Origin of the sequence: Kitasatospora sp. NPDC089509, assembly GCF_044749365.1 — a bacterium.
GTDB lineage: Bacteria > Actinomycetota > Actinomycetes > Streptomycetales > Streptomycetaceae > Kitasatospora.
Genome location: NZ_JBIVHS010000029.1, coordinates 112,570 through 135,485, shown reverse-complemented (window position 1 = coordinate 135,485; position 22,916 = coordinate 112,570). Strand labels below are relative to the sequence as shown.

Genomic DNA, 22,916 nt, shown 5'->3' with positions numbered 1-22,916 from the left:
GTCCCGATCACGTCCGAACCGTGGATGTCGTCGTCGTTCACGTGCACGGCCTTGTCCGCACCCATCGACAGCGCCTTGCGCAGCGCGTCCTTCGCGTCGTCCGGACCCACCGTCAGCACCGTGACCTCGGCGCCCTCGTTCGCCTCGGCGATCCGCAGCGCCTGCTCGACGCCGTACTCGTCCAGCTCCGACAGGAGGCCGTCCACGCCCTCCCGGTCCGTGGTGTGGTCGTCCGCGAAACGACGGTCACCCGTCGCGTCCGGCACGTACTTCACACAGACGACGATCCTCAAGCTCATGAGCGGTTTCTCCTGTCACGGGTGCACGGGTGCACTGGATCCATGGCCTCAGGTCAGGCCGAGGGTACTGAGTGCCAAGCCAGGCCCGGCTGCGACCCTCGTACCGCAAGCACCACCTGGACCGGCAGGCCGGGTCGGCTCTGTTCGACTTGCGGAAGAGGCTCCACCGAGAGAATACGGCACTCAGTACCCCTCGTAAAGGCACTCAGTACCCTACCCCGCCCCAGCGGCCTCCCGCCGGGGCGGCAAGCGGACACAAGGTTTCCGCAAGGCCCCGCCAGGTCCCGTCAACGAATTCGCCAGCCGGTCCGGGGACCATCGGCGGCGGGGCTGCTCGACGGCCCCGACCTGCGATCAAGGAGGGGGAACGGAATGACCTTGGTGCACGGGGAACAGGACATCACGACCGCGAACGGGACGCACCCCACGCGTCCCACCCAGGAGACGTGGAGCAACAACGGCCCGTGGGAGACCCTGCGGGACCGCAAGGAAGTGCTGGTCGTCGCGCAGACGATGGTGTACGCGAAGCGACTGCACGACTTCTACTCGCTGCTCGCCTCGGACCTGCGGGTCCACGTGCAGTTCACGGTGGCGCCGCACACCTTCAACCGGGGCACCGCGGAGATCCTCCAGGCGATGGGCGGCACCGTACTGCCGTGGGAGCAGGCGGTCCGGCGCGAGTTCGACCTGGTCCTGGCGGCCGGGTCGCAGGGAATGGAGCAGTTGCGCGGCCCGGTCGTCCGGCTGCCGCACGGGGCGGGCAACATCAAGCTGGCCCGGAACAGCGCCCCGGGCGGCGAGCGGCCGGCCGTCGGACTCGGCCCCGACTACCTCTACTGGGAGGGGCGGCTCGTCCCCGCCTCCTTCGCCCTCGCCCACGAGGAGGAGCTGCTGGAACTGCGGCGCAGCTGCCCGGAGGCCCTGCCGATCGCCGAGGTGGTCGGCGACCCCTGCTACGACCGGATCGCCGCCGCGCTGCCGCACCGCGAGCACCACCGGGCCGCGCTGGGACTGCGGCGGGACGAGAAGCTGGTGCTGGTCTCCTCCACCTGGGGCGACGGCTCGCTCTTCACCCGGCTCGACGCCGTGCTGCCCAGGCTGGCCTCGGAGCTGCCCCGGCACGGCTACCGGGCGGTCCTGCTGACCCACCCCAACATCTCGGCGGCGCACGGCGCCTTCGCCGTGCGCTCCTGGGCGCGGGCCACCGCGCGCGGGGTCGTCACGGTCGTCCCGCCCGAGACGGACTGGCGGCCGCTGCTGGTCGCCGCCGACTTCATCATCGGGGACCACGGCTCGGTCACCCTCTACGGGGCGATGACCGGCGCCCCGGTCCTGCTCGCCGAGTACCCGCACCGCAACGTCAACCCGCGCTCGCCCGCCGCACAGCTCGCCCGCACCGCGCCCGCGCTCTCGCCCGGGCACCCGTTGGTCGACCAGCTCTCGTACGCCGCCGAGCAGTACCTCCCGGAGGAGTACGCCGCCATCGCCGCCCGGATCAGCTCCGAACCGGGCCGGTTCGACCGGAACGCCCGGCGACTGCTGTACCGGGTGCTCGGGCTGGGGCAGCCGGCGCACGCTCCGGCTCCGGAGCCGTTGCCGCTGCCGGACCCGCTGGACGCGATCGCGGCGGCCGAGGCACGGCGGGCCGGATGAGCGCGGCACTGCACACGATGCGGCTGACGCCGGTCGGCGCCCCGGCGGCGATGCTGTTCGAGGCCCGGGTGGTGTCCGCCGCCTGGGTCGGCCACGGGCTGCTGGCCACGGACCCGGCGGCCACGGCCCCGGTGTCGACGGCTTCGGTGTCGACGGCTCCGGGTGGCCGGCCCGGGCCCGGGTTCGTGGACGAGCACCTGGTGCTCGACCTGTCCCGGCCGGGCGGCCTCCGCTGGCGGCGGCAGGCCGACGTGCTGCACCTCGGGCTGCTCCCGGCGGCGGAGGCGCACGGGCGGCTCGCGGAGCTGCTGTCCGCGCACCCCGGGTGTGCGGTGGCCACGGCCCAGCACCGTACGGGGACGGTGCAGCTGCTCGCCCGGACGGGGGCCCGGCTGGTCCTGCGGGCCTCCCAGCCGCCCGGCTCGTCCTCGCTGCCGCTGGTCCTCGGCTCGCTGGCGCACGCCTGGCTGGCCGCCGGGCGGGCGCTGACCGAGCTGGCCTGGGTCAGCGCCTGGGTCCTCGACAACCGGTCGGCTCACGCCTCCGGGGCGCCGGGACGGGGGGTGGCGGCTTCCGCGTGAACGGCGAGGCGGTCGGCCAGTCCGGCCGCCTCCGCCGTGGCACCGACCTCCCGGTACCGGGCCAGGGACTGCTCGAAGCGGGCGCGCGCGGCCTCCGGGCGGCCGCGCCGCTCCTCGACCAGCCCGGCGAACTCCAGCGTCCGCGCCTCCCAGTGCGCCGACCGCGCGGCCCGGAAGCCCGCGAGGGCCTCCGCCAGCCGGGCCTCCGCGAGGTCGTACGCACCCAGCCGGCCGTGTGCCAGGCCCAGGAAGGCCAGCGCGCGGGCCGCCTCGTAGTCGTCCTCGATCGAGGACAGCTCGCGGCCGGCCCGCTCGATGGGCTCCACCGCCTCGGCGGCCCGGTCGGCCAGCAGCAGCACCTCGCCGTACGCCAGCCGGGCCAGCGCCGAACCGCGCAGGTAGTCCTGGGCCTCGCGCAACTCCACCACCCGGAGCAGGCACTCGGCGGCCTGGAGCAGCTGCCCGGCCATCCGGTGGGTCTGACTGAGCCCGTACAGTGCGTCCGCCTGGGCCAGCGGGTGGCCCAACTCCCCCGCGAGGTCCAGGGCTTCGCCGAACCACCGGGCCGCCTCCGCCCCGTCGCCCGCGTTCCGCAGGCCGTTGCCGCCGGAGGTGAGCATCCGCAGTTCGCCGGAACGGTCCCCGGCCGCCCGGGCCGCCCGCAGACCGATCCGGTGCGCCTCCACCCACAGCGCGGCCGGGCGCAGTCGCAGGAACAACGGCCACATGGCGTCGGCGAGTTGCCAGGCGGCCGCGGGCCGGTCCAGCTCCTCGCACCAGCGCAGGACGTCGGCCAGCCGGTCGCGCTCCTCGTCGAGCCACGCCACGGCGCCGGAGTCGTCCGCGAACCCGCCGGCGGGGAGCACCGGCCGGGTGAGGTGGTCGCGGGCGAGCGTGCGGTGACTCGGCGAGACGACCGCCTCGGCGGCCGTGGCGGTGGCGAGGTACCAGTCCACGATCCGGTCGAGGGCGGCCCGGGTGTCAGCGGCCCCCCGGACCTCCGACCCGCACGCCCGGGCGTGCAGCCGGACCAGGTCGTGGAAGCGGAACCGCTGCGGGCCCTTCTCCTCCACCAGGTGCACGTCGATCAGGCCGTCCAGCAGCCGGTCCGCGCCGGGCAGGTCGGTGTCCGCCAGGACGGCGGCGTTCGCCAAGGTGAACTCGGCGAAGGGCAGCAGGCCCAGCAGGCCGTACAGCCGGGCGGCGGCCGGCTCCAGCACACCGTAGGAGGCGTCCAGCAGGTCCCGCACCGTCTCACCCTCCACGTCCAGCGCCGCCAGCCGGTCGGTGCCGCGCCCGAGCATCTCGGCCGTCGCCGCCAGCGACTGGGCCGGGCGGGCCGCGATCCGGGCCGCCGCCAGGCAGATCGCCAGCGGCAGCCCGGCGCAGGCGTCCACCACCGTGGCCGCGGCCACGCTCTCGTCCGCCACCCGACGCCCGCCGACCCGGTCGGCCAGGATCTCGGTCGACGCCTCCGGGGCGAGCGGCTCCAGCGCGCGGAACACCGCGCCGTCCATCCCCAGCCCGGTGAGTCGGCGCCGACTCGTCACCACTACCACCGTGCCGTCCGAACCGGGCAGCAGCGGCCGGACCTGGGCGGCCGTCGAGGCGTTGTCCAGCAGGACGGCGATCCGCCGCTCGGCCGCCAGCGAACGCCACAGCGCGGCGCCCTCCGCCAGGCTCCGGGGCACCGGCGAGATCCCGAACGCCCGCAGGAAGGCGCCCAGCGCCTCCGCCGGATCGACCGGGCCGCCCGGGGCGTAGCCGCGCAGATCCGCGTACAGCTGACCGTCCGGGAAGCGCTCGGACTGGCCGCGCAACCACTGGGCGGCCAGCGCCGTCTTGCCGACCCCGGCCGGGCCGGTCACCACCAGGGTGCCGTCCGCCGGTCCGGCGTCCTCGCTCAACGACCGGTCGAGCGCCGCCAGATCGGCCTCCCGGCCGATCAACCGCCTCGGGCAGGGCGGGAGTTGGCGTGGTGTGGGGAGCACTTGGGGGGCGTGCAGATGCACTCCGCCGTGGATCGCGCCCGCCTGCACCACCGAACCGGCGACCCCGCCGCCACCGGTCAGCGAGTTGCGCACGACCCCCAGGGACAGATTGGCCTCATCCGTCACCCGCGACCACCGACCACGGCCCGTCCTGCCACCGGCTCCCCCTGCCCTCGACCGACCTCGACCGTCATCGACTGCCATCGGGCGAATTGACCGCGCGGTATTAGCAGATGACATGTCGTCAAGTCGAGAACATTCCCAAAGGACCATCTCCCGAACCCCCTCGGTGCTATGGCCGATCGCCCCGACCGCATGCCATGCTCACCCGCGACACAGCAAGCTGGTAGCCAACCGGCGGGGGGCGTCGCGTGAAGTTCCATCTCCTGGGATCAGTTGAACTGTCGGTGAACGGAGAGCCATTGGCGCTCCACTCCGACAAACGCCGACAGCTGCTGGCCGCGCTGGCCCTGGAGCTCGGAAGGCCGCTCCCCCACACATCGCTCGTGGACCTCCTGTGGGACGTGGCACCACCGCCCAGCGCCCTGACCACCCTGTACAGCCACGTGTCCCACCTACGGGCACTGCTCAGACGGGCCGCCCGCGCCGCCGGACGGGAAAACCCCGGGGAAGCGCCGACGATCGACACCCGATCGCACACGTACACCCTTCGGGCCGATCCCCAACTCATCGACTGGCACCGATATCTGGACCTCTGCAAGCAAGCCGGACTACTCGCCGAGAACGGACAGGACCACCAGGCCAGAACCGTTCTCAGCCGCGCCGACGAACTCTGGGGCGGCGAACCCCTGGCCGGCCTGCCGGGCAACTGGGCCCACAGCACCCGCGCCACCATGGCCGACCAGCGCTTCGCCACCACCCTGCAGCGGATCGAGCTCGACCTGCGGATCGGCCGCCACCACCAGCTGATCCCCGAACTCACCGCCCTGCGCGAGCACCGGCCCACCGACGAACGCCTGGCCGGCCACCTGATGACCGCCCTCCACGCGGCCGGCCGCCAGGCCGAGGCGCTGACCGTCTACCCCGCCGTCGTCCGACTGCTCCGCTCCCACCTCGGCACCGAACCCGGCGAGGCACTCACCCGGCTGCACCGGCTGATGCTCAACGGCGAACCGCTGCCGGGGACGCGGGCCCGGGTGTCCGCCGTTCCGGCGGCTGCTCCGGCGGTTCCGTCCGTTCCAGCGGTTCCGGCTCCGGTTCCGGCTCCGGCTCCGGCGGCTGCTCCGGCCCCCGTGGCCGTTGCGCCCGGTCCGGTCGTGGAACCGCCCGGGCGGCACCGGTTGATCGGGCGGCGGGACGACCTCCGACGGGTGCTGCCCGGCGCCGGCGCCGGTCAGGGCGGGGTGATCACCGTGTCGGCGATCCTCGGCATGCCCGGCGTCGGCAAGACCACCCTCGCCCTGCACGCCGCCGACCTGATGCGCGAGCACTTCCCCGACGGGTACGTCCACCTCAACCTGCGCGCCCACGTGGGCACCCAGCCACCGCTCACCCCGGAGGCCGCCGGCGCCCTGCTGCTGAGACGCCTCGGCGTGCCCGCCACCACCATCCCGCTCGACGCCGACGAGGTCTTCGCCCTGTGCGCCGAGACCCTCGCCACGCGCCGGGCCGTCGTCGTCCTCGACGACGCCGCCAACGCCGCCCAGATCCGCCCGCTGCTGCCACCCGCGCCGGCCGCCCTGATCATCGTCACCAGCCGTCAGCGGCTCGCCGAACTCCCGGCCTCAAGACCGGTGTTCCTGGACGTCCTGCCGGTCGACGACGCCGTGGCCCTGTTCAGCAGCGTGGTCGGCCCCGACCGCTCGACGGACCGCGACCGCGTCGTCGAGATCGTCGACCGCTGCGGCCTCCTCCCGCTCGCCATCGAACTCGCCGCCAGCCGCCTCAAGGCCCGCCCCTCCTGGACCCTCGACCACCTCGCCCGCCGGCTCTCCCGCAAGGCCCGCCTCGCCGAGATCCGCAGCGGCTCGGCCAGCATCGCCCGGGCGTTCGAGGTCTCGTACCAGTACCTCCCGGCGGGGCAGCGGTCCGCATTCCGGTTGCTCGGGCTGCATCCGGGACCCGATTTCGGGGTGCACGCGGCGGCCGCGCTGCTGGGGCGGACGGTGGACGATACCGATGAGGTCCTGGAGGCGCTGCTGAACTGCAGCCTGATTGTCGAAATTTCGGCCGAAAGATACCAACTACACGATCTTCTGCGGGAGTTCGCGGTGATCCTGGGAATGGAGGAGGAGCAGCGGGACACCGCGGTCGACCGACTGCTCCGCTTCGCCCTGCACGCGGCCGACCGGGCGGATCGGCTGCTCTATCCCCGCAGATCGAGAACGGGAATCCCGGATGATCGTCGACTCGATGTCATGGACGACCTTCTGGGAGATGTCCCGATCAATTCCCCCGAATCGGCCAAGGACTGGCTGGAGGCCGAGCACGCCGGCCTGGTCGCCCTGACCACCCACGCCCACCAGGTCGGACTCGCGGAGACCGGCGCCTGGCTCGCCCACGTCCTGGCCGGCCATCTGGACGCCGAGGCGTACTGGCGCGAGGCGCAGGACATGCACCGGGCAGCCGCGGCGCACTGGCGATCGCGAGCGAACGACCGGCAGGAGGCATGGGCCCTGATCGACCTGGGGGCCACGCTCGCCAACGCCTCGCACAACGACTCCGCGACCGGGGCGCTCGAACGCGGGCTGGCCCTCGCCCGGAGCGAGGGCGACCAGGACGCGACGGCGAACGCGCTCGGCCTGCTCGGACGGCTGCGCTGGAACCAGAGCCGCCTCCACGAGTCACTGGCGTTCCAGGAGGAGGTGCTCACCATCCGACTGGAGCAGGACGACCAGCTGAACGTCGCCCGCTGCCTGGCCAACATCGGCGTCCTGCACCGCTCGATGGGGAATTCGGAGGCGGCACAGGACGCCTATGACAGCGCCCTCCCCTTTGCCCGGAACTTCAACGACCGGGTTCTCGAACTCCGGATACTCAACAATCTCGGGGAACTCCACCTCACCTCCGGACGCAATCCGGCAGCGCGCGACATGTTCGAAAGAATTCTGGATATCGGGGACGGCCTCATGCCCCCGGTGGACCTTTCCGTCATTCGCACGAATCTGGCAGCCACCCTGCCGATCCCGGATGAACTCGAACGCGCCCTCTCGCTCTACCGGTCGGCACTGGCGACATTTCGCGAGGTCGGCAGCGCCCGCTACGAATCCGACAGCCTCAACGGTCTGGGCGAGACCCTGGCCGCGGCAGGACGCCTCCAGGAGGCGCAGGACCACCACGCGGCGGCCCTGGAGCTGGCACGCTCCATCGGCGCGGCCCGGGAGGAGGTGGCCGCCCTCCGCGGCTTGGGCCAGTGCGAGGCGGCACTCGGCAACCCGACGGCCGCCGTAATTCATCTGACCGCAGCCGTGAACCTGGCCGGACAGGTCGACATCGCGGACGAGGTCGCATTGGCCCGCTCGGCACTCGCCAACGTCAAACGATCTTCATACAATAAGTAATCCCGAGATGCTGTGCGGTCGAGGGGACACCCGTTTGATGGGCGTCCTCATTTTCTGCTTAGATCACCTCGGCGATCATGCCGATCGGGATCGAGCAGAAAGCAACGCCGCACAATGACCATAGTCAAGCACTTTTGCTTCACAATTGCCATGTCCATGCCCTTGTGGTGCTTGCTGAAGCCGTAGAGCGACGGCGGCTTCCCGTTCAGGGGGTCGGGACGGCGCCGGGCGCGGCCGGCGGGGAGTCCAGGAGGTCGGCGGTCGGCACGAAGAACAGGGCGCCGGTGACCGCGGTGGAGAAGTCGAGCAGCCGGTCGGTGGTGCCGGGCGGGCGGCCGAGGAACATGTTGCGCAGCATCTCCTCGGTGACGCCGGGGTCGCGTGCGTAGCCGATGAAGTAGGTGCCGTACTCGCCGCCGCCCGCGAAGGAGCCGAACGGCATGTTGAAGCGGACGATCTTCCGCTCCGCGCCGTCCGGGTCGGTGATCACGGTCAGGGCCACGTGCGAGTCCGCGGGTTTGCTGTCGTCGTCCAGTTCGATGTCGGTGAGCTTGGTGCGGCCGACCGCACCCTCCTGCTGTTCGACGCTCAGCGCGTTCCACTTGTCCAGGTCGTGCAGGTACTTCTGGACGATGACGTAGCTGCCGCCGGCGAAGGCCGGGTCCTCCTCCCCCACCACGGCGGCGGTCTCCGCGGCCCGGCCTTCGGGGTTCTCGGTGCCGTCGACGAAGCCGAGGAGGTCCCGGTCGTCGAAGTACTTGAAGCCCTGGACGGAGTCGACCACGGTGGCCGCGCCGGCGAGGCGGGAGGTGAGCCGGCCGGCGAGTTCGAAGCAGAGGTCCATCCGCTCGGCCCGCAGGTGGAGCAGCAGGTCGCCGGGGGTGGCCGGGGCCCGGTGGCGGGGGCCGGCCAGCTCCCGGAAGGGGTGGAGCCCGGCCGGCCGGGGGCCGGTGAACAGCCGGTCCCAGAGCTCGGAGCCGATGCCGGTGACGCAGGTGAGGCCGCCCTCGGGGGCGCGGAAGCCGACGGCCCGGCGCAGTCCGGCGAGTTCGGGCAGCAGCTCGCGGACGGTGGACTCGCCGCCGGGTTCGACGGTGAGGGTCAGGAAGATCGCCGCGCTGGTCAGCGGGGACAGGACGGCTTGCGGTTCGGGCTGCGGTGCGGGGTGCATGGCGGTGCTCCTCCTCGGGAGGCTCGGGGGCGCGGGGACTCGGGTCTCGGGGGCGCGGCGACTCAGGGGCGCGGCGACTCAGGGGCTCAGGAGGCCCGGGTGGCCTCCCACTCGGCGCGGTAGTCGGCGAAGATCTGCCGCAGGTGGTGGCCGATCTTCAGGTAGTCGAGGTCGTCGAGGTTGGCGAGCGAGACCCGGACCGACCACTCCGGCCCGTCGAAGCCGCCGCCGTTGAGCAGCACCACCCCGGTCTGCTCGGCGAGCCGGAACAGCGGTTCGGTGGGCTCGTAGTTCTTCTGTAGGAAGATCGCGAAGTCCTTGCCGGCCACCCGCTCGGCCTCGGCCAGCAGATCGAGTTCGATGTAGTAGCCGGCCCGCGCCGGGTCGTCCGCGATCTTCATCCCGGAGCCCTCCATCAGCAGGTCGAGCCGCCGGCGGACGATGCCCTGGACCTTCGCCTTGTACGCCTTGCCCTCGGGCAGCAGGGCGAACAGCGAGAACAGCACCATCTGAACCTGCTGCGGCAGGCTGAGCCCGGCGGCGTGGTTGAGCGCGACCTGGCGGGAGTCGGCGACCAGGCGGTCGATGAAGCGGATCTTCTCCGGTTCGAGGCTGAGCGTGCCGTAGCGCCCGGCCAGCCGTCGCTTCTCCTCCGCCGGGAGCGCGGCGATCAGTTCGTCGATCACGTTGTCCCGGTCGAGCCCGATCACGCCGAGGCGGTGGCCGGTGGCGCCGTAGTGTTTGGAGTACGAGTAGACCAGCAGGGTGTTGCGCGGCAGTTCGGCGGCGATGGTGCGGAAGCCGTCCACGAAGGTGCCGTAGACGTCGTCGGTGACGATGATCAGGTGGGGGTTGGTGGTGGCCGTGATCTCCTTGATCCGGTCGGTGACCTCCCGGGAGAGCGCCAGGGAGGGCGGGTTGCTGGGGTTGACCAGGCAGACCAGCCGGATCCGCGGGTCGGCCAGCTTGGCGATCTCCTCGGGCGGGTAGCGCCACTCCCGCACTCCGGTCTCGACCAGCTTGTCGGCCTGGATCTCGACCACCTCGAAGGCGTAGTCGTCCAGTTCGGGGATCTCGATGTACGGGGTGAACACCGGCACCATCAGGGCGATCCGGTCGCCCTTGTGCAGCAGGCCGTTCTTCATCAGCGAGTCGAAGACGTAGCACATCGCCGCGGCGCCGCCCTCGGTGGCGAACAGCTCCGGCTGGTGCTCCGACGGCGGCCGGCCGTCCATCAGCTCCTCCTGGAGGTAGCCGCGGACGATCTGCTCGGCGTGCACCAGCATCCGGTCGGGGACGGGGTAGTTGTCGCCGATGGCGGCGTCGGCGAGTTCGTGCAGGAAGGCGTCGCGGTCGAACCCGAAGCGGTCGACGGCGAGTTCGACGCTGCGTCGGAGCAGTTCGATGCCGGGCAGCCCGGGGTGGCTGCGGACGTAGGAGTCGAACCGGGCCGCGATGCCGGCCTGTTCGGGCATCCCGCCGAGGTTGTCGGCGGTCCGGACCCGGCGGCTCTCGGTGAGCGCGAAGTGGCCGAGGGCGAGGTTCGCCTCGCGCGGGCCGGTGCAGACCCAGTTCGGGTTGCCACGACCGGCGTTGAGCAGGTGGGCGGTGGACCTGCCCTTCTGTCCGGGCTCGCCGCGCTGGTAGGCCTCGGCGAGCCGGATGAACTCGGCCTTCAGCTCGAAGGGGCTCAGCCGCGCCAGTCGGCGGATCTCCGCACGGCTGGTGGTGGGCTTCGTCATGGCGTCGGCTCTCCTCGCGGGCCGGTGGACACGGCGGGCGAAGTGGGACGGACCAGCACGAATCCGATCATGCCAACGATTACATCGCAGAGCGGACGATCCGGCGCGGCCGGCACCCGGCCGAACGGCTCCACCGGGACGGCCGAAGGCCCCACCGGAGGCTCGCTCCGGTGGGGCCGTTCAGGTGGGGCCGTTCAGGTGAGGGCCGAAGGCCGGGTCGGCGCCGAAGGCCGGGTCAGGCCCGCAGCGCCGCCAGCTGCTCGGCGAACGGGACCACCTGCTCGGGCAGCGCGGGCCGCGCCGCCGGGCCGCGACCGGCCAGCAGGGCCGCCAACTCGCCCGCCGCCCGGTCGATCCGGCCCGGCAGGCCGTCGGTCATCGCGTCCCCCGCCGTTCCCCAGTCGTCGGTGGCCGCGTACACGGCGGTCGGCAGCACCACCGCGCGCAGGTAGCTGAACAGCGGCCGCACGGCGTGCTCCAGGGCGAGCGAGTGCCGGGGCGTGCCGCCGGTGGCGGCGATCAGCACCGGCTTGCCGGTGAGCGCGTCGTCGTCGATCACGTCGAAGAAGGACTTGAACAGGCCGCTGTAGGAGGCGGTGAAGATCGGCGTCACCGCGATCACCGCGTCCGCCTCCGTCACCGTGTCGATCGCCCCGCGCAGCGCGGCGGCCGGGAAACCGGTGACGAAGTTGTTGGCGATGTCCACCGCGAGGTCGCGCAGCTCGATCACCGTGACCTCCGCCTGCCGCCCCTCCGCGGCGAGCCGGCGCACGGTCGCCTCGGCGAGCCGGTCGGCCAGCAGACGCGTCGAGGACGGCTTGCTCAGCCCGGCGCTCACCACGGCCAGCTTGAACACGGTCATCGGGCGACCTCCGCCTTCTCGTCGACCTTCGCGTCGACCTTCTCGTCGGCGTCACGGCCGTCGCGGGCCGCGACCAGCGCGGCGTGGGTCGGCCCGTCCGGCACCCCGGCCGGGCGGCCCTTGGCGAACTCGGCGCGCAGCACCGGCACGACCTCCTCGCCGAGCAGGTCCAGCTGCTCCAGCACGGTCTTCAGCGGCAGGCCGGCGTGGTCCATCAGGAACAGCTGGCGCTGGTAGTCGCCGAAGCTCTCGCGGAAGGTCAGGGTCTTCTCGATGACCTCCTGCGGGCTGCCCACGGTCAGCGGGGTCTGCTCGGTGAACTCCTCCAGCGAGGGCCCGTGCCCGTACACCGGCGCGTTGTCGAAGTACGGACGGAACTCGCGCACCGCGTCCTGGGAGTTCTTGCGCATGAACAGCTGCCCGCCGAGGCCGACGACCGCCTGCTCCGGCGTGCCGTGGCCGTAGTGGGCGTAGCGGCTCCGGTAGAGCTCGATCAGCTTCTGGAAGTGCTCCTTGGGCCAGAAGATGTTGTTCGCGAAGAAGCCGTCCCCGTAGTAGGCGGCCTGTTCGGCGATCTCCGGGCTGCGGATCGAGCCGTGCCAGACGAACGGCGGGACGTCGTCCAGCGGGCGCGGGGTGGAGGTGAAGGACTGCAGCGGGGTGCGGAACCGGCCCTGCCAGTCGACGACCTCCTCGCGCCACAGCTGGTGCAGCAGCGCGTAGTTCTCGATCGCGAGCGGGATGCCCTGGCGGATGTCCTTGCCGAACCACGGGTAGACCGGGCCGGTGTTGCCGCGGCCCATCATGAGGTCCACCCGGCCGTCGGCGAGGTGCTGGAGCATCGCGAAGTCCTCGGCGATCTTCACCGGGTCGTTGGTGGTGATCAGCGTGGTCGAGGTGGAGAGGATGATGCGGTCGGTCTGCGCGGCGATGTAGCCGAGCATGGTCGTCGGCGAGGACGGGACGAACGGCGGGTTGTGGTGCTCGCCGGTCGCGAACACGTCCAGACCGACCTCCTCGGCCTTGCGCGCGATGGCCACCATCGCCTTGATCCGCTCGTGCTCGCTCGGGGTGCGGCCGGTGGTCGGGTCGGGGGTGACGTCGCCGACGGTGAAGATTCCGAACTGCATGCTGCTCACCACACTCCAGGTAGTCCAACTTTCAACCACCTTAGCATCCGGGTGGCGGATCCTTATTCCCGCCGACAATGGAAGGTGGGGACGGCCGGGACGACGACGGGGGCGAGCCCTCCGGAAAGGCGGCCGACGATGGCGCCGTACATCGCGGTGAGCGCACTCAGTCACGAGGGCCTGGTGCGGGAGCACAACGAGGACAGCCTCGCGGTCGGCCCGTGGACGCTCTGCGCCACGGTCACCACCAACCCGCAGACCCTGCTCTTCCCACTCGGACCGCCCTGCGTGGTCGCGGTCGCCGACGGCCTGGGCGGCCACCCCGGCGGCGAGGTGGCCAGCACCCTGGTCGCCCGCCGGCTCGCGGCCGGCGGGAGCGGACTGGACGGCGAGGAGGCGGTCCGGGAGGAGCTGCAGGAGTGCAACCGGGCGGTGTACGCGGCCGCCGCCGGGGACCCCGGACTGGCCGCGATGGGCACCACGGTCGCCGGGCTGGTACTGCTGCCCGGGCAGGCGGTGGTCTTCAACGTCGGCGACAGCCGGGTCTACCGGGTCACCGGGGACGGACTGCAGCGGGTCAGCGTGGACGACAGCCCGCCACCGCCGCCCGGACGGCGCACCACCTCGCTGGTCACCCAGACCCTGGGCGGCTCGCTCGGCCTCACCTTCGTGGAACCGCACGTACGGGTCGCCCCGCTGGCCGCCGGCGACCGCTACCTGGTGTGCAGCGACGGGCTGACCGACCCGGTGCCCGAGGAGGAGCTGGCCGAACTGCTCGCCCGGACCCACGAGAGCCCCGAACGGGCGGACGGGAAGGCCGCCTTCGAGCTGTGGAAGGCGGCGGTCGAGGCGGGCGGACCGGACAACATCACCCTGGCGCTGGTGCGGATCGGCGAGTAGCGGCGGGCTGGCGGCGCCGGGCGGGGCGGGACGGTCGGCATCAGGCTTCCGGCGCAGGGCAGTTGGCGCCGGGAACGCCGGAAGCCGTGCCGACGGTGCGTCAACACGGCTTCCGGGAAAGAACGTTCGGTTCCAGCTGCGGCGGCGCGCTACTTGCGCAGCAGCAGGATCACCCCGGCCGTCGCCAGGCCGACCACCACCGCGGCCGCACCGTACGCCAGGCGGTGCGCCTTCAGCACCGGCAGGAAGCGGTCCACCGCGTAGCGGCCCGGGCCGGTCAGCGCGAGGGCGGCGGCGCCCGCCGTCAGCAGCAGCTCGTACTCGTTGCCCTTCGGGGCGAAGAAGCCGCCGCCCCAGGTGACGGCGATCGCGTTGACCATCGTGCCGACGATCGCGGCGCCCGCGAGCGGGGTCAACAGGCCGACGGCGAGGCCGAGTCCGCCGAGGACCTCGGTGAGGCCGGCGACCACGGCCATGGCGTTGCCCGCCGGGTAGCCGCTCATGGTGAAGAACTGACCGGTGCCGTCGATCCCGCCACCCCCGAACCAGCCGAACAGCTTCTGGCTGCCGTGCGCGGCCATGGTCAGGCCGAGGGCCAGGCGCAGGAGCAGGAGTCCGGCGTCGTAGGCGTGCGGGGAGGTGGTGGCGGACCCAGCGCCCTGCCGGGCGGGGCGGACGGTGGAACTGGTGGCGGCGGTCGTGCTCGGGCTGCTGCTCGGCATGCGCGTCTCCATCGATCGGGATCGGTCGTAGGGCTGTCAACGGTGCTGCGGCCCGGCCGGGTGTGGTGTCCCGCACCAATTGTTCAAATTTGAACCGGCCGCTCCTCGACCGTACCCTGGAGTTCGAATTTGAACAACTGACGGCCCGTGAGCGACTCGCGCACCCCGCCACGACCGGGGCAGGGTGGAGACATGGCTCAACGCAGGCAGCACCAGCGGGCCACCCGGCCCGGCACCCCGTACCCCGAGGCACTCGCCGCCTTCACCGAACGGGTCCGGCTGGTCACGCCCGGGCAGTGGGACTCCCCCACCCCGTGCGCCGACTGGTCGGTCCGCGAACTGGTCAACCACCTCGCCGGCGAGCAGCTCTGGGCACCCGAACTGCTGATGGGCGCCACCATCTCCGAGGTCGGCACCCGCTTCGACGGCGACGTGCTCGGCGACGACCCGGTCGGCGCCTGGACGGACGCCGCCGACGCCGCCCGACAGGCCTGGGAGGTGCCCGGCGCCACCGAGCTCACCGTCCACCTCTCCTTCGGCGACGTCTCCGGGCAGTACTACCTGGACCAGCTCACCACCGACCTGGTCATCCACAGCTGGGACCTCGCCGAGGGCATCGGGGCCCGCACCCGGCTCCCGGCGGAACTGGTCGACTTCGCACTCGGCGAGTTCACCGGCTACGGCGACCTCTCCGGCAGCGGGCTGTTCGACCCGCCACTGCCCGTCCCCGAGGACGCGGCGCCGCAGACCCGGCTGCTGGCCCTCACCGGACGGCGGGACGGCGGCTGAACCCGGGGCCGGAACGGCCGGGACGGCCGGGGGCGAGGTTCCGGACGGCGGCGCCGGATACTGGACAGTACGGGGGCGAGTCCTGATCCCGGACGAGAGGCGGCCGCGCCATGAGCCGCAGGCCCGACATCCTCGGAGAGTTCACCGCCGACCACAAGGCGGTCACCGAACTGCTCGACCGGGTCGAGGCGGCACCGGCCGGCTCGGCCGAGCGGGCCGAGCTGGTGACCCGGCTGACCGACCTGCTGTTCACCCACTGCGCCGCCGAGGAGGAACACCTCTTCCCACTCGTCCAGCACGACGTGCCCGACGGCGGGGCGCTGGTGTTCAGCAGCATCCACGACCACCTGGCGATCGGGCAGTACCTCGCCGACCTCCAGGGGCTCGGCCCGGACGACCCCGCCTTCGACACCTTGCTGGGCGGCCTCGCCGGCACCCTCCGGCGGCACCTGGCCGGCGAGGAGAAGGTGCTCTTCCCGGCCGCCCGCAAGGCCGTGCCCGCCGCCGCCCGGGCCGCGCTCGGCGAACGGCTGCGGGCCGAGCGCGCGGAACCCGGGCGGCCGGAGCCCGGGCGGCTGGAACCCGGACAGCTGGAGCCCGACCGGCCGGCGACCGGACAGCCGGACTGACCGCGTAGGTCGGCGCCCGGCCGCGCGAATCAGTGCTTCGGGCTGATCACCGCGAACCGGGCACCTTCACGGTCCCGCAGCCGGGCCACCCGGCCGTACGGGGAGTCGAAGACCGGACCGATCGCCGCCCCGCCCAGCTCCAGCGCCCGGGCAAGCGCCCGGTCGGCGTCCTGGACGGCGAAGGAGACCTCCCAGTGCGGCGGCGGGCCGGCCGGGCCGCCGGCCTGCTCCTTGGCCAGCGCCGCGACGCTGTGCCCCTCCGCGCGCAGCACCACCCGGTCGTGCTCCCAGCGGGTCTCGAAGCGCTCCGGGTCCCGGCCGTCCCAGCGGAACACCTCGCCGTAGAACAGCGCGGCCGCGAACGGATCCGGGGTGCGCAGCTCGATCCAGACCGGGGCGCCCGGCAGGTCCAGCTTCCGGGCCCGACCCAACGGGCCCTCCCAGATGCCGAACACCGCCCCGGCCGGGTCCGCCGCGAAGGCCACCCGCCCGGCGTCGAAGGCCAGCGGGCCGACCGCCAGGGTCGCGCCGCGCTCGCGCACCGCGTCGGCGGCGGCGTCGGCACTCTCCGTCCCGAAGTAGCTCGTCCAGGCCAGCGGCACCGCCCCGAGGCCCGCCACGCCGAGCCCGGCCACCGCCTCCCCGCCGGTCACCGCGTGCACGTACGGACCGAAGCGCTCCGGCCCGGGCTCGAAACCCCACCCCAGCAGCGGGCCGTAGAACTCCTTGGCGGCATCCAGGTCCCGGGCCATCAGGCTCACCCAGCACGGAACGGCCGCCACGCAGCGCACCCGGGCGGTCGTCTCCTCGCTGCCCATCGCGATCCTCCTCGCCCACCCGGCCGCCGGGCCCCTCCCGACTCCCACGACCCACCGGCCGCCCGGGACGCCCACAGCCTAGGCCGACAGAGGGAGCCGCCCGGGGAAGACATGGCCGGGCTCAGCGCACCCAGTTCTTCAGCGGCTCGGTGTCGAGCGAGATCCCGACCGGCTCGGGGAGGTGGACGGTCCTGCCGAACGGGAGGGTCCGTACGCTCTCGTACCGGACGCCGTCCGGCTGGCTGTGGACGACGACCTCGGCGGAGTCCCGGTCGATCAGCAGGTAGACCGGGATGCCGGTCTCGGCGTAGGCCCGGGGCTTCTCGACGCGGTCCCGACGTTCGGTGTCGGAATCGTAGGAGGTCACCTCGACGACCATCAGTGCTCCGTCGGCACTCGCCCACTCCCCCTGGCTCCCGAACGTGCCAGTGGGTGCGAGCGTGCCATCAGGACGCGCATGGCCGTTGCGGTAGGTCTGGACCTTCAGCCCTTGGTCGTAGAGCCACAGCTCAGGACGCGACTGGATGCAGATTCGCATCAACCACTCGATGATCAGGCCGTGATCGCCGTCCGGCACGGGCTTGACCCCCAGCTTCCCGTTGATGAACTCCGGCCGGACGCCTTCGGCGGTCCGCGCCAGAGCGTGCGCGAGGTCCTCGAACTGCTCGGGCAGCATCTGCGGGCGGTCGGAGATCGCAGTCACGGGATTTGCTCCTTCGCCTTGGCACCCGCCGGGGCAACGAGTACAGCGGCGAGTGGTTACGGGGCATCCGGCTTCGACGATAGTCGCCTCGACCGACTTCGCCCATGATGTGGCGCAGGTCACATCATGGGCGGAAATTCCGGGGACGGATTCCCCGTTTCCGAGTACGTTGGCAGAAGCGGGGAGAATTTCCCCGGTATCCTGGAGGAGCAGTCGTCATGACCACCGTCGCCGCCGAGTCGGCCCGTTCCGCGGGGAGTGTGCGTACGCCGAAGTTGCGTGCGGACGCCAGCCGGAACCGGGAGCGGATCGTGTTGGCGGCCCGGGACGCGTTCGTCGAGCACGGTGCCGAGGTGCCGCTGGACGAGATCGCGAAGCGGGCGGGGGTCGGCAACGCCACGTTGTACCGGAACTTTCCGGACCGGACGAAGCTGATCCAGGAAGTGGCCCTGCTCGTCAAGAACCGCATCCTGGCCCTCGCCGAGACGGCGACGGTCGAGGCCGACGCGGGTGTCGGCGGCGGTCCGTTCGAGGCTCTGCAGCGGTTCGTGCACGCGACCGTGGCGGAGAAGGTCGGCGGGCTCTGCGCCGTCTTCACCAGCACCGTCGACCCGGACGATCCGGAGCTGACCGAGACGCGGGAGCGCCTGCGGGCCGCCGTGAGCGGACTGATGGAGCGCGCCCGGGCCACGGGCGAACTCCGGGCCGACGTCGACCACGGCGACCTGTTCGTCGCGATCAGCCAGCTGAGCCGCCCGCTGCCGGGCACCTCCTGCCAGCTGCTCGACGACTTCGTCCACCGCCACCTGCAGCTGTTCCTGGACGGCCTGCGCGCACCGGCCCCTTCGGTGCTGCCCGGCCGGGCAGCGACCTTCGAGGACTTCCGTCCCCGGCACTGACCGACCACCTGGACCCGACACCACTGATCCGACCCACCGACACCCCGCCCGCGCGCCACTGACCGGCGCCGAGCCCGGACGCGTTCGCGCGCCCTCGCACCCCGTACGGCAACCTGCCGTTCCCGTACGGCAGTTGACCGTTCTCGCACACCTCACGCACGTGAAATGGGTACCCCCATGTCTCAAACCGACTCCCGATCGGCGACCCAGCCGGATCCGCGGCGCTGGAAGGCGCTGATCTTCATCGGGCTCGCCCAGCTGATGGTCGTCCTGGACGCCACCATCGTGAACATCGCCCTGCCGTCCGCCCAGACGGACCTGGGCATATCCGACGGCAACCGGCAATGGGTGATCACCGCCTACGCGCTGGCCTTCGGCGGCCTGCTGCTGTTCGGCGGCCGGATCGCGGACCTGTGGGGCCGCAAGCGGACCTTCATCGTCGGTCTGACCGGCTTCGCCCTCGCCTCGGCGCTCGGCGGCGCCGCGGTCAACACCACGATGCTGCTCGGCGCCCGCGCCCTGCAGGGCGTGTTCGGCGCCCTGCTCGCGCCGGCCGCGCTGTCGCTGCTCGCGGTGACCTTCACCGAGGCCAAGGAGCGCGCCAAGGCCTTCGGCATCTACGGTGCGATCGCCGGTGGCGGTGGCGCCATCGGTCTGATCCTCGGCGGCTTCCTGACCGAGTACATGAACTGGCGCTGGACCTTCTTCGTCAACATCCCGTTCGCCGTCGTGGCCATCACCGGCGCGGTGCTGGTGATCAGCGAGCCCGCCGGGAGCCGCAACCGCAACAAGCTGGACATCCCCGGCGTGATCCTGGTGACCACCGGTCTGGTCTCCCTGGTGTACGGCTTCACCCGCGCCGAGTCCAGCGGCTGGACGGCCGCCAGCACCCTGGGGCTGTTCGCCGCCGCCGTCGTGCTGCTGGCCGCCTTCGTGATCGTGGAGCGCACCGTCGCCGCCCCGCTGCTGCCGCTGCGCGTGGTGCTCAACCGCAACCGCGGTGGGGTGTACATGTCGCTGGGCATGGCCGTGATCGGCATGTTCGGCCTGTTCCTCTTCCTGACCTACTACCTGCAGGTCGTGCGCGGTTACAGCCCGGTGCTGACCGGTGTGGCCTTCCTGCCGATGGTGGCGGGCATGATCACCGGTTCCACCCAGATCGGCGCCCGGCTGATGACCCGGGTCCCGGCGCGCTACCTGATGGCGCCCGGCTTCCTGACCGCCTCGGTGGGCATGTTCCTGCTGACCCACATCGGCCTGGACACCTCCTACCCGGCGCTGATCCTGCCGGGCCTGGTCCTGATGGGCCTCGGCATGGGCACCGCCTTCATGCCGGCCATGAGCCTGGCCACCCACGGCGTCGAGCCGCGGGACGCGGGCGTGGCCTCGGCCATGGTCAACACCTCGCAGCAGGTCGGCGGCGCCATCGGCACCGCGCTGCTGAACACCATCGCGGCCAGCGCCACCACCAGCTGGCTGACCTCGCACGGCAAGGCGCTGGCCACCGCCGCCTCGCCGGAGGCCGCCAAGGCCCTGCAGTTCCAGGGCATGGTGCACGGCTTCACGACCGCGATCTGGGTGTCCTTCGGGATCCTGGTGGCGGCCGCCGCCGTGGCCTTCACCTTCATCAACGCCGGCCACCCCAGCGCGACGGGTGCCGGTTCCGACGCGGCGAAGAACGACGAGGTGCCGGTGCTGGTGCACTGAGCCCCGCCCGTTCCGGGTTCGTGAGGGTGCGTACGCGGCCCGTCCGGTGTCTTCCAGGACACCGGGCGGGCCGCTCGCCGTTTCCGGCCGCCCGCCGCGTTCCCGATCGCGCACGAGCGGCCGCACCCCCCTCGAACCGCCGCCCGCGGTGGATGAGAATGAAATGGCCCACCCCCGTCAGAGGGAGGAGATCATGCTCGACCGAAGCGACCGGCTCGCCGACAGCAGGTACCTGCTGCTGACCACCTTCGGCGACGACGGCAGTCGGCTGGACTCGCAGCTCTGGGTGGTCGAGGACGGCCCGGCACTCGGCCTCTGGGCCCCCGCCCACTCCGGCGAGGCCGAACGGATCCGCCGCCACCCCCGGGTGCTGATCGGCCCCTGCGACGCCCACGGGCGCCCGACCGGCCGCCGGTTCCCGGCCCGCGCACGGCTCTGCGACCCCGACGCCACGGCACGCTACCGCACCTCGCTGATCAACAAGTACGGCCTGACGGCGCTGATCGTGCTGGCCCGCAGCCGTTTCCGGGTCGGGCTGGCCGGGACGGTGGGGATCCGGATCACGCTGAACGAGCTGGAGCAGCGGCTGCTCGGGCCGGAGTGGCGACCGCCGGCCACGTACTGCGCCAACTGAGCCCCATCGGGAGGTGGTCGGCCCCGCCGCGGGCCGGGACCCGTGCGAACGGGTCCCGGGCCGCGATCGGCTCGTGCCCGGGGCCCGCTCAGGTCCCGTCGTCCGGCGCCACGGCCAGGTCCCCCGGCTCGCAGGCCTCCCGGCCGGTCCCCACGTGCACCACCTTGACCGCCCGTTCGGGACCGCCGGGGACCACCTGCTGCTCGTGTCCGCAGCGGGGGCAGATCAGCGGGATGCGCGGGCGGTTCGGGTCCCGTCCGGCCTGGTCGCCGTGCGGGTGCGGGGCGGTCACGAGAGCGGGTGGGTCGGGATCGGGCTGACCTCCTGGATCTCGCCGTGGGCCTTGGTGAGCAGCTGCGAGGCGAGTTCGTTGAGCGCGCGGGCCCCGGCGATCTCCTCCCCGACCCGCAGCTGTTCCGGATCGGAGGGGTGGCGGCTGCTGTAGCCGTGGGCGCGCAGTTCGCTCCCGTCGCCGAGCCGGAGCAGGGCGGCGGCGGTCGTCCGGGCGCCGTCCTCGCGGAACTCCATCTCGATGTGCCAACCGACCAGAGTCTGCATGGCGGATCACCTCCATCGGTTACTCCTCCAGAGTGCGCCGCACCCAGCGTGAACACCAGGCCAGCCGGAACGAGGGAAGTTGAACGCGTTCAACTCCGCCGGGTAGAGTCGGCGGCGAGCGTTCATTTGAACGCGTTCAAGACTCTGTGCGCCGCGCGGACGGAAGTGTGTGCACCGCGCGTCCGGAAGGGGGTGCGCCCACATGGACGCAGGCACGACGGAACTGGTGAACCTGCTGGTCCTGCTCGGCATGGGCGCCGTACTGCCGCTCGGACTGGCCCTGGTCGACGAACCCGGGCTCGCCCGGATCCGCCGGCTCTGGCCGCTCGCCGCCGTCCCCGGGGCGCTCTCGCTCTGGCTGCCGCGCGGCGGCCTCGCCACCGGCACCGCCGTCGTCTACGCGCTCGGCACCCTCGCGGTGGCCCTCCAGGCGCCCCGGCGACTGGCCCGGACCCGCTCGCTCGCCCCCGCCGAGATCGCCGTGCTCACCGCACTGGCCGCCCCCTCGGTCGCCGGGGTCGCACTGGTCGCCGAACGCTCCGGCTACCCGCTGTTCGGCTTCGAACCGCACATCCTGGCGCTGACCGTCCCGCACTTCCACTACGCCGGCTTCACCGCCGCCCTGGTCGCCGGACTGGTCTGCCGGGCCTGCGACCCGGCCTGCGGCGCGGCCCGCTGCGCGGCGCTCAGCGTCCCGGCGGGCACCCTGCTGGTGCTCGCCGGGTACTTCCTCGGCGACTGGTGGCAGTTCGCCGGAGCCGTCGTGCTGAGCACCGGGATGTGGCTGGTCGGCCTGATCAGCTGGCGCGAACTGCGCCCCCGCACGGCGGACCGGACCACCGCCCGGCTGCTCGCCGCCTCCTCGGCCGTCCTGGCGCTCACCATGCTGCTCGCCCTCTGGTGGGCACTCGGCCGGGCCGCCGGGCTCCCCCACCCCACCCTGACCTGGATGGCCGCCACCCACGGCCTCGGCAACGCGCTCGGCTTCGCCCTCTGCGCGATCCTCGCCTGGCGCCGGATCACCACCCCGGAGGTGTCGCGATGAACGACTACAGCTACCCCGAGCTGGGCGCCAGCCGCACCGGCCAACTCCCCGCCGGATACCGCCACTTGCACCACCGGACCGCGATCGGCCACGGCCGCGCCGCCCTCGACGTCGCCGGGGCCGCCCTGCTCGGCTGGCGGATGCACCGGCTGGCCGGCGTCCGGATCGCGGCGGAGACCGAACGGGCGGCCCAGGGACTCGCGGTGCGCTGCGGCCTGGGGCTCGGACCGCTCCGGGCGAGCGCGCCCAACCGGGTGCTCGCCGTCGACGACGGCCCCGACCGGTACGGCTTCACGTACGGGACCAGGCACGGCCACCTGGCCCGGGGCGAGGAGACCTTCCGGCTCGAAGCGGCACCGGACGGAACGGTCTGGTTCACCGTCACCGCGTTCAGCCGCCCGGTCAGCTGGTGGGCCCGGCTGGCCGGCCCGCTGCTCCCGCTCGCCCAACGCGCCTTCGCCCGGCGCTGCGGGCGGGTGCTCGCCTCGATCGCCGCCGACGCGGCCTGAATCCGCTGGCCGGGCCGGACGGGCATCCGGCATCATCGCCGGATGACGACGAC

Annotated in this window: 22 protein-coding genes; 11 read left to right on the top strand and 11 right to left on the bottom strand. The window is 72.6% G+C overall.

Going from position 1 to position 22,916, the window contains the following annotated elements:
- Nucleotides 1-299: electron transfer flavoprotein subunit beta/FixA family protein (locus ACIP4P_RS38720; RefSeq protein ID WP_400927266.1), on the bottom strand; the 299-nt coding region annotated here is incomplete at its 3' end.
- Nucleotides 300-671: 372 nt separating this feature from the next.
- Between ACIP4P_RS38720 and ACIP4P_RS38715 the strand changes: the two genes are divergently transcribed.
- On the top strand, nucleotides 672-1,952 hold the full coding sequence (locus ACIP4P_RS38715) for a hypothetical protein (protein WP_400927263.1): 1,281 nt from the start codon (nucleotides 672-674) through the stop codon (nucleotides 1,950-1,952).
- Complete coding sequence (locus ACIP4P_RS38710; protein WP_400927261.1) at nucleotides 1,949-2,533, top strand: hypothetical protein; 585 nt, start codon at nucleotides 1,949-1,951, stop codon at nucleotides 2,531-2,533. The genes ACIP4P_RS38715 and ACIP4P_RS38710 overlap by 4 nt, the downstream gene beginning before the upstream one ends.
- Here ACIP4P_RS38710 and ACIP4P_RS38705 read toward each other — a convergent pair.
- On the bottom strand, nucleotides 2,488-4,617 hold the full coding sequence (locus tag ACIP4P_RS38705) for an ATP-binding protein (RefSeq protein WP_400927258.1): 2,130 nt from the start codon (nucleotides 4,615-4,617) through the stop codon (nucleotides 2,488-2,490). The genes ACIP4P_RS38710 and ACIP4P_RS38705 overlap by 46 nt on opposite strands.
- Nucleotides 4,618-5,030: 413 nt before the next feature.
- On the opposite strand from ACIP4P_RS38705, the gene ACIP4P_RS38700 reads away from it, so the two are divergent.
- A complete protein-coding gene (locus ACIP4P_RS38700) occupies nucleotides 5,031-8,045 on the top strand; it encodes an AfsR/SARP family transcriptional regulator (RefSeq protein ID WP_400927255.1) in 3,015 nt (1,004 codons plus the stop codon).
- 205 nt (nucleotides 8,046-8,250) lie between these two features.
- Here the strand turns inward: ACIP4P_RS38700 and ACIP4P_RS38695 are convergent, their stop codons facing one another.
- From ACIP4P_RS38695 to ACIP4P_RS38680, 4 genes are all read right to left on the bottom strand, one after another.
- On the bottom strand, nucleotides 8,251-9,216 hold the full coding sequence (locus tag ACIP4P_RS38695; RefSeq protein ID WP_400927252.1) for a Dyp-type peroxidase: 966 nt from the start codon (nucleotides 9,214-9,216) through the stop codon (nucleotides 8,251-8,253).
- Between the two features lie 86 nt (nucleotides 9,217-9,302).
- Nucleotides 9,303-10,958 carry a bifunctional aspartate transaminase/aspartate 4-decarboxylase gene (locus tag ACIP4P_RS38690; RefSeq protein ID WP_400927249.1) on the bottom strand — a complete coding sequence of 552 codons (1,656 nt, stop codon included), beginning with the start codon at nucleotides 10,956-10,958 and terminating at the stop codon, nucleotides 9,303-9,305.
- Nucleotides 10,959-11,193: 235 nt separating this feature from the next.
- The gene (locus ACIP4P_RS38685; protein ID WP_400927247.1) at nucleotides 11,194-11,820 is read right to left on the bottom strand and encodes an FMN reductase; all 627 of its coding nucleotides are present in this window, start codon (nucleotides 11,818-11,820) and stop codon (nucleotides 11,194-11,196) included.
- A complete protein-coding gene (locus ACIP4P_RS38680) occupies nucleotides 11,817-12,950 on the bottom strand; it encodes an LLM class flavin-dependent oxidoreductase (RefSeq protein ID WP_400927244.1) in 1,134 nt (377 codons plus the stop codon). Before ACIP4P_RS38680 ends, ACIP4P_RS38685 begins: the two co-directional genes overlap by 4 nt.
- A gap of 138 nt (nucleotides 12,951-13,088) precedes the next feature.
- Here ACIP4P_RS38680 and ACIP4P_RS38675 point away from each other — a divergent pair, with 138 nt between their 5' ends.
- Nucleotides 13,089-13,850, top strand: coding sequence for a PP2C family protein-serine/threonine phosphatase (locus tag ACIP4P_RS38675; RefSeq protein WP_400927241.1), 762 nt, complete (start codon nucleotides 13,089-13,091; stop codon nucleotides 13,848-13,850).
- 149 nt (nucleotides 13,851-13,999) lie between these two features.
- Here ACIP4P_RS38675 and ACIP4P_RS38670 read toward each other — a convergent pair whose 3' ends face one another.
- Nucleotides 14,000-14,572, bottom strand: coding sequence for a DoxX family membrane protein (locus ACIP4P_RS38670; RefSeq protein ID WP_350514507.1), 573 nt, complete (start codon nucleotides 14,570-14,572; stop codon nucleotides 14,000-14,002).
- Nucleotides 14,573-14,764: 192 nt separating this feature from the next.
- Between ACIP4P_RS38670 and ACIP4P_RS38665 the strand changes: the two genes are divergently transcribed.
- Both ACIP4P_RS38665 and ACIP4P_RS38660 read left to right on the top strand, forming a co-directional pair.
- Complete coding sequence (locus ACIP4P_RS38665) at nucleotides 14,765-15,361, top strand: TIGR03086 family metal-binding protein (RefSeq protein ID WP_400927237.1); 597 nt, start codon at nucleotides 14,765-14,767, stop codon at nucleotides 15,359-15,361.
- 110 nt (nucleotides 15,362-15,471) lie between these two features.
- Entirely contained in the window at nucleotides 15,472-15,990 is a 519-nt protein-coding gene (locus ACIP4P_RS38660; RefSeq protein WP_400927234.1) for a hemerythrin domain-containing protein, read from the top strand.
- Between the two features lie 29 nt (nucleotides 15,991-16,019).
- On the opposite strand, the gene ACIP4P_RS38655 is transcribed toward ACIP4P_RS38660, so the two are convergent.
- Nucleotides 16,020-16,808, bottom strand: a complete 789-nt coding sequence (locus ACIP4P_RS38655) for a VOC family protein (RefSeq protein WP_400927231.1) — start codon at nucleotides 16,806-16,808, stop codon at nucleotides 16,020-16,022.
- Between the two features lie 121 nt (nucleotides 16,809-16,929).
- Nucleotides 16,930-17,511, bottom strand: a complete 582-nt coding sequence (locus ACIP4P_RS38650; RefSeq protein ID WP_350514511.1) for a Uma2 family endonuclease — start codon at nucleotides 17,509-17,511, stop codon at nucleotides 16,930-16,932.
- 218 nt (nucleotides 17,512-17,729) lie between these two features.
- Between ACIP4P_RS38650 and ACIP4P_RS38645 the strand changes: the two genes are divergently transcribed.
- The 3 genes from ACIP4P_RS38645 to ACIP4P_RS38635 all read left to right on the top strand — a co-directional run bounded on the left by ACIP4P_RS38645 (nucleotide 17,730) and on the right by ACIP4P_RS38635 (nucleotide 20,751).
- On the top strand, nucleotides 17,730-18,410 hold the full coding sequence (locus ACIP4P_RS38645) for a TetR/AcrR family transcriptional regulator (protein ID WP_400927227.1): 681 nt from the start codon (nucleotides 17,730-17,732) through the stop codon (nucleotides 18,408-18,410).
- 177 nt (nucleotides 18,411-18,587) lie between these two features.
- Nucleotides 18,588-20,117 carry an MFS transporter gene (locus ACIP4P_RS38640; protein WP_400927224.1) on the top strand — a complete coding sequence of 510 codons (1,530 nt, stop codon included), beginning with the start codon at nucleotides 18,588-18,590 and terminating at the stop codon, nucleotides 20,115-20,117.
- Nucleotides 20,118-20,310: 193 nt separating this feature from the next.
- Complete coding sequence (locus ACIP4P_RS38635) at nucleotides 20,311-20,751, top strand: PPOX class F420-dependent oxidoreductase (protein WP_400927221.1); 441 nt, start codon at nucleotides 20,311-20,313, stop codon at nucleotides 20,749-20,751.
- 88 nt (nucleotides 20,752-20,839) lie between these two features.
- Here ACIP4P_RS38635 and ACIP4P_RS38630 read toward each other — a convergent pair whose 3' ends face one another.
- Nucleotides 20,840-21,043 carry a hypothetical protein gene (locus tag ACIP4P_RS38630; protein ID WP_350514515.1) on the bottom strand — a complete coding sequence of 68 codons (204 nt, stop codon included), beginning with the start codon at nucleotides 21,041-21,043 and terminating at the stop codon, nucleotides 20,840-20,842.
- Nucleotides 21,040-21,309 (bottom strand): DUF1876 domain-containing protein, encoded by a 270-nt coding sequence (locus tag ACIP4P_RS38625; protein ID WP_350514516.1) that lies wholly within the window; start codon nucleotides 21,307-21,309, stop codon nucleotides 21,040-21,042. The genes ACIP4P_RS38630 and ACIP4P_RS38625 overlap by 4 nt, the downstream gene beginning before the upstream one ends.
- A gap of 202 nt (nucleotides 21,310-21,511) precedes the next feature.
- Here ACIP4P_RS38625 and ACIP4P_RS38620 point away from each other — a divergent pair, with 202 nt between their 5' ends.
- Both ACIP4P_RS38620 and ACIP4P_RS38615 read left to right on the top strand, forming a co-directional pair.
- The gene (locus ACIP4P_RS38620; RefSeq protein ID WP_400927216.1) at nucleotides 21,512-22,354 is read left to right on the top strand and encodes a YndJ family protein; all 843 of its coding nucleotides are present in this window, start codon (nucleotides 21,512-21,514) and stop codon (nucleotides 22,352-22,354) included.
- Complete coding sequence (locus tag ACIP4P_RS38615; RefSeq protein WP_400927213.1) at nucleotides 22,351-22,863, top strand: DUF1990 family protein; 513 nt, start codon at nucleotides 22,351-22,353, stop codon at nucleotides 22,861-22,863. Before ACIP4P_RS38620 ends, ACIP4P_RS38615 begins: the two co-directional genes overlap by 4 nt.
- Nucleotides 22,864-22,916 lie beyond the last annotated feature (53 nt).

Coding starts and splice junctions, on each gene's coding strand:
- ACIP4P_RS38715 (WP_400927263.1), top strand. CDS start 672: ATGACCTTGGTGCACGGGGAACAGGACATCACGACCGCGAACGGGACG.
- ACIP4P_RS38710 (WP_400927261.1), top strand. CDS start 1,949: ATGAGCGCGGCACTGCACACGATGCGGCTGACGCCGGTCGGCGCCCCG.
- ACIP4P_RS38695 (WP_400927252.1), bottom strand. CDS start 9,216: ATGCACCCCGCACCGCAGCCCGAACCGCAAGCCGTCCTGTCCCCGCTG.
- ACIP4P_RS38690 (WP_400927249.1), bottom strand. CDS start 10,958: ATGACGAAGCCCACCACCAGCCGTGCGGAGATCCGCCGACTGGCGCGG.
- ACIP4P_RS38685 (WP_400927247.1), bottom strand. CDS start 11,820: ATGACCGTGTTCAAGCTGGCCGTGGTGAGCGCCGGGCTGAGCAAGCCG.
- ACIP4P_RS38680 (WP_400927244.1), bottom strand. CDS start 12,950: ATGCAGTTCGGAATCTTCACCGTCGGCGACGTCACCCCCGACCCGACC.
- ACIP4P_RS38675 (WP_400927241.1), top strand. CDS start 13,089: ATGGCGCCGTACATCGCGGTGAGCGCACTCAGTCACGAGGGCCTGGTG.
- ACIP4P_RS38670 (WP_350514507.1), bottom strand. CDS start 14,572: ATGCCGAGCAGCAGCCCGAGCACGACCGCCGCCACCAGTTCCACCGTC.
- ACIP4P_RS38665 (WP_400927237.1), top strand. CDS start 14,765: ATGGCTCAACGCAGGCAGCACCAGCGGGCCACCCGGCCCGGCACCCCG.
- ACIP4P_RS38660 (WP_400927234.1), top strand. CDS start 15,472: ATGAGCCGCAGGCCCGACATCCTCGGAGAGTTCACCGCCGACCACAAG.
- ACIP4P_RS38655 (WP_400927231.1), bottom strand. CDS start 16,808: ATGGGCAGCGAGGAGACGACCGCCCGGGTGCGCTGCGTGGCGGCCGTT.
- ACIP4P_RS38645 (WP_400927227.1), top strand. CDS start 17,730: ATGACCACCGTCGCCGCCGAGTCGGCCCGTTCCGCGGGGAGTGTGCGT.
- ACIP4P_RS38640 (WP_400927224.1), top strand. CDS start 18,588: ATGTCTCAAACCGACTCCCGATCGGCGACCCAGCCGGATCCGCGGCGC.
- ACIP4P_RS38635 (WP_400927221.1), top strand. CDS start 20,311: ATGCTCGACCGAAGCGACCGGCTCGCCGACAGCAGGTACCTGCTGCTG.
- ACIP4P_RS38625 (WP_350514516.1), bottom strand. CDS start 21,309: ATGCAGACTCTGGTCGGTTGGCACATCGAGATGGAGTTCCGCGAGGAC.
- ACIP4P_RS38620 (WP_400927216.1), top strand. CDS start 21,512: ATGGACGCAGGCACGACGGAACTGGTGAACCTGCTGGTCCTGCTCGGC.
- ACIP4P_RS38615 (WP_400927213.1), top strand. CDS start 22,351: ATGAACGACTACAGCTACCCCGAGCTGGGCGCCAGCCGCACCGGCCAA.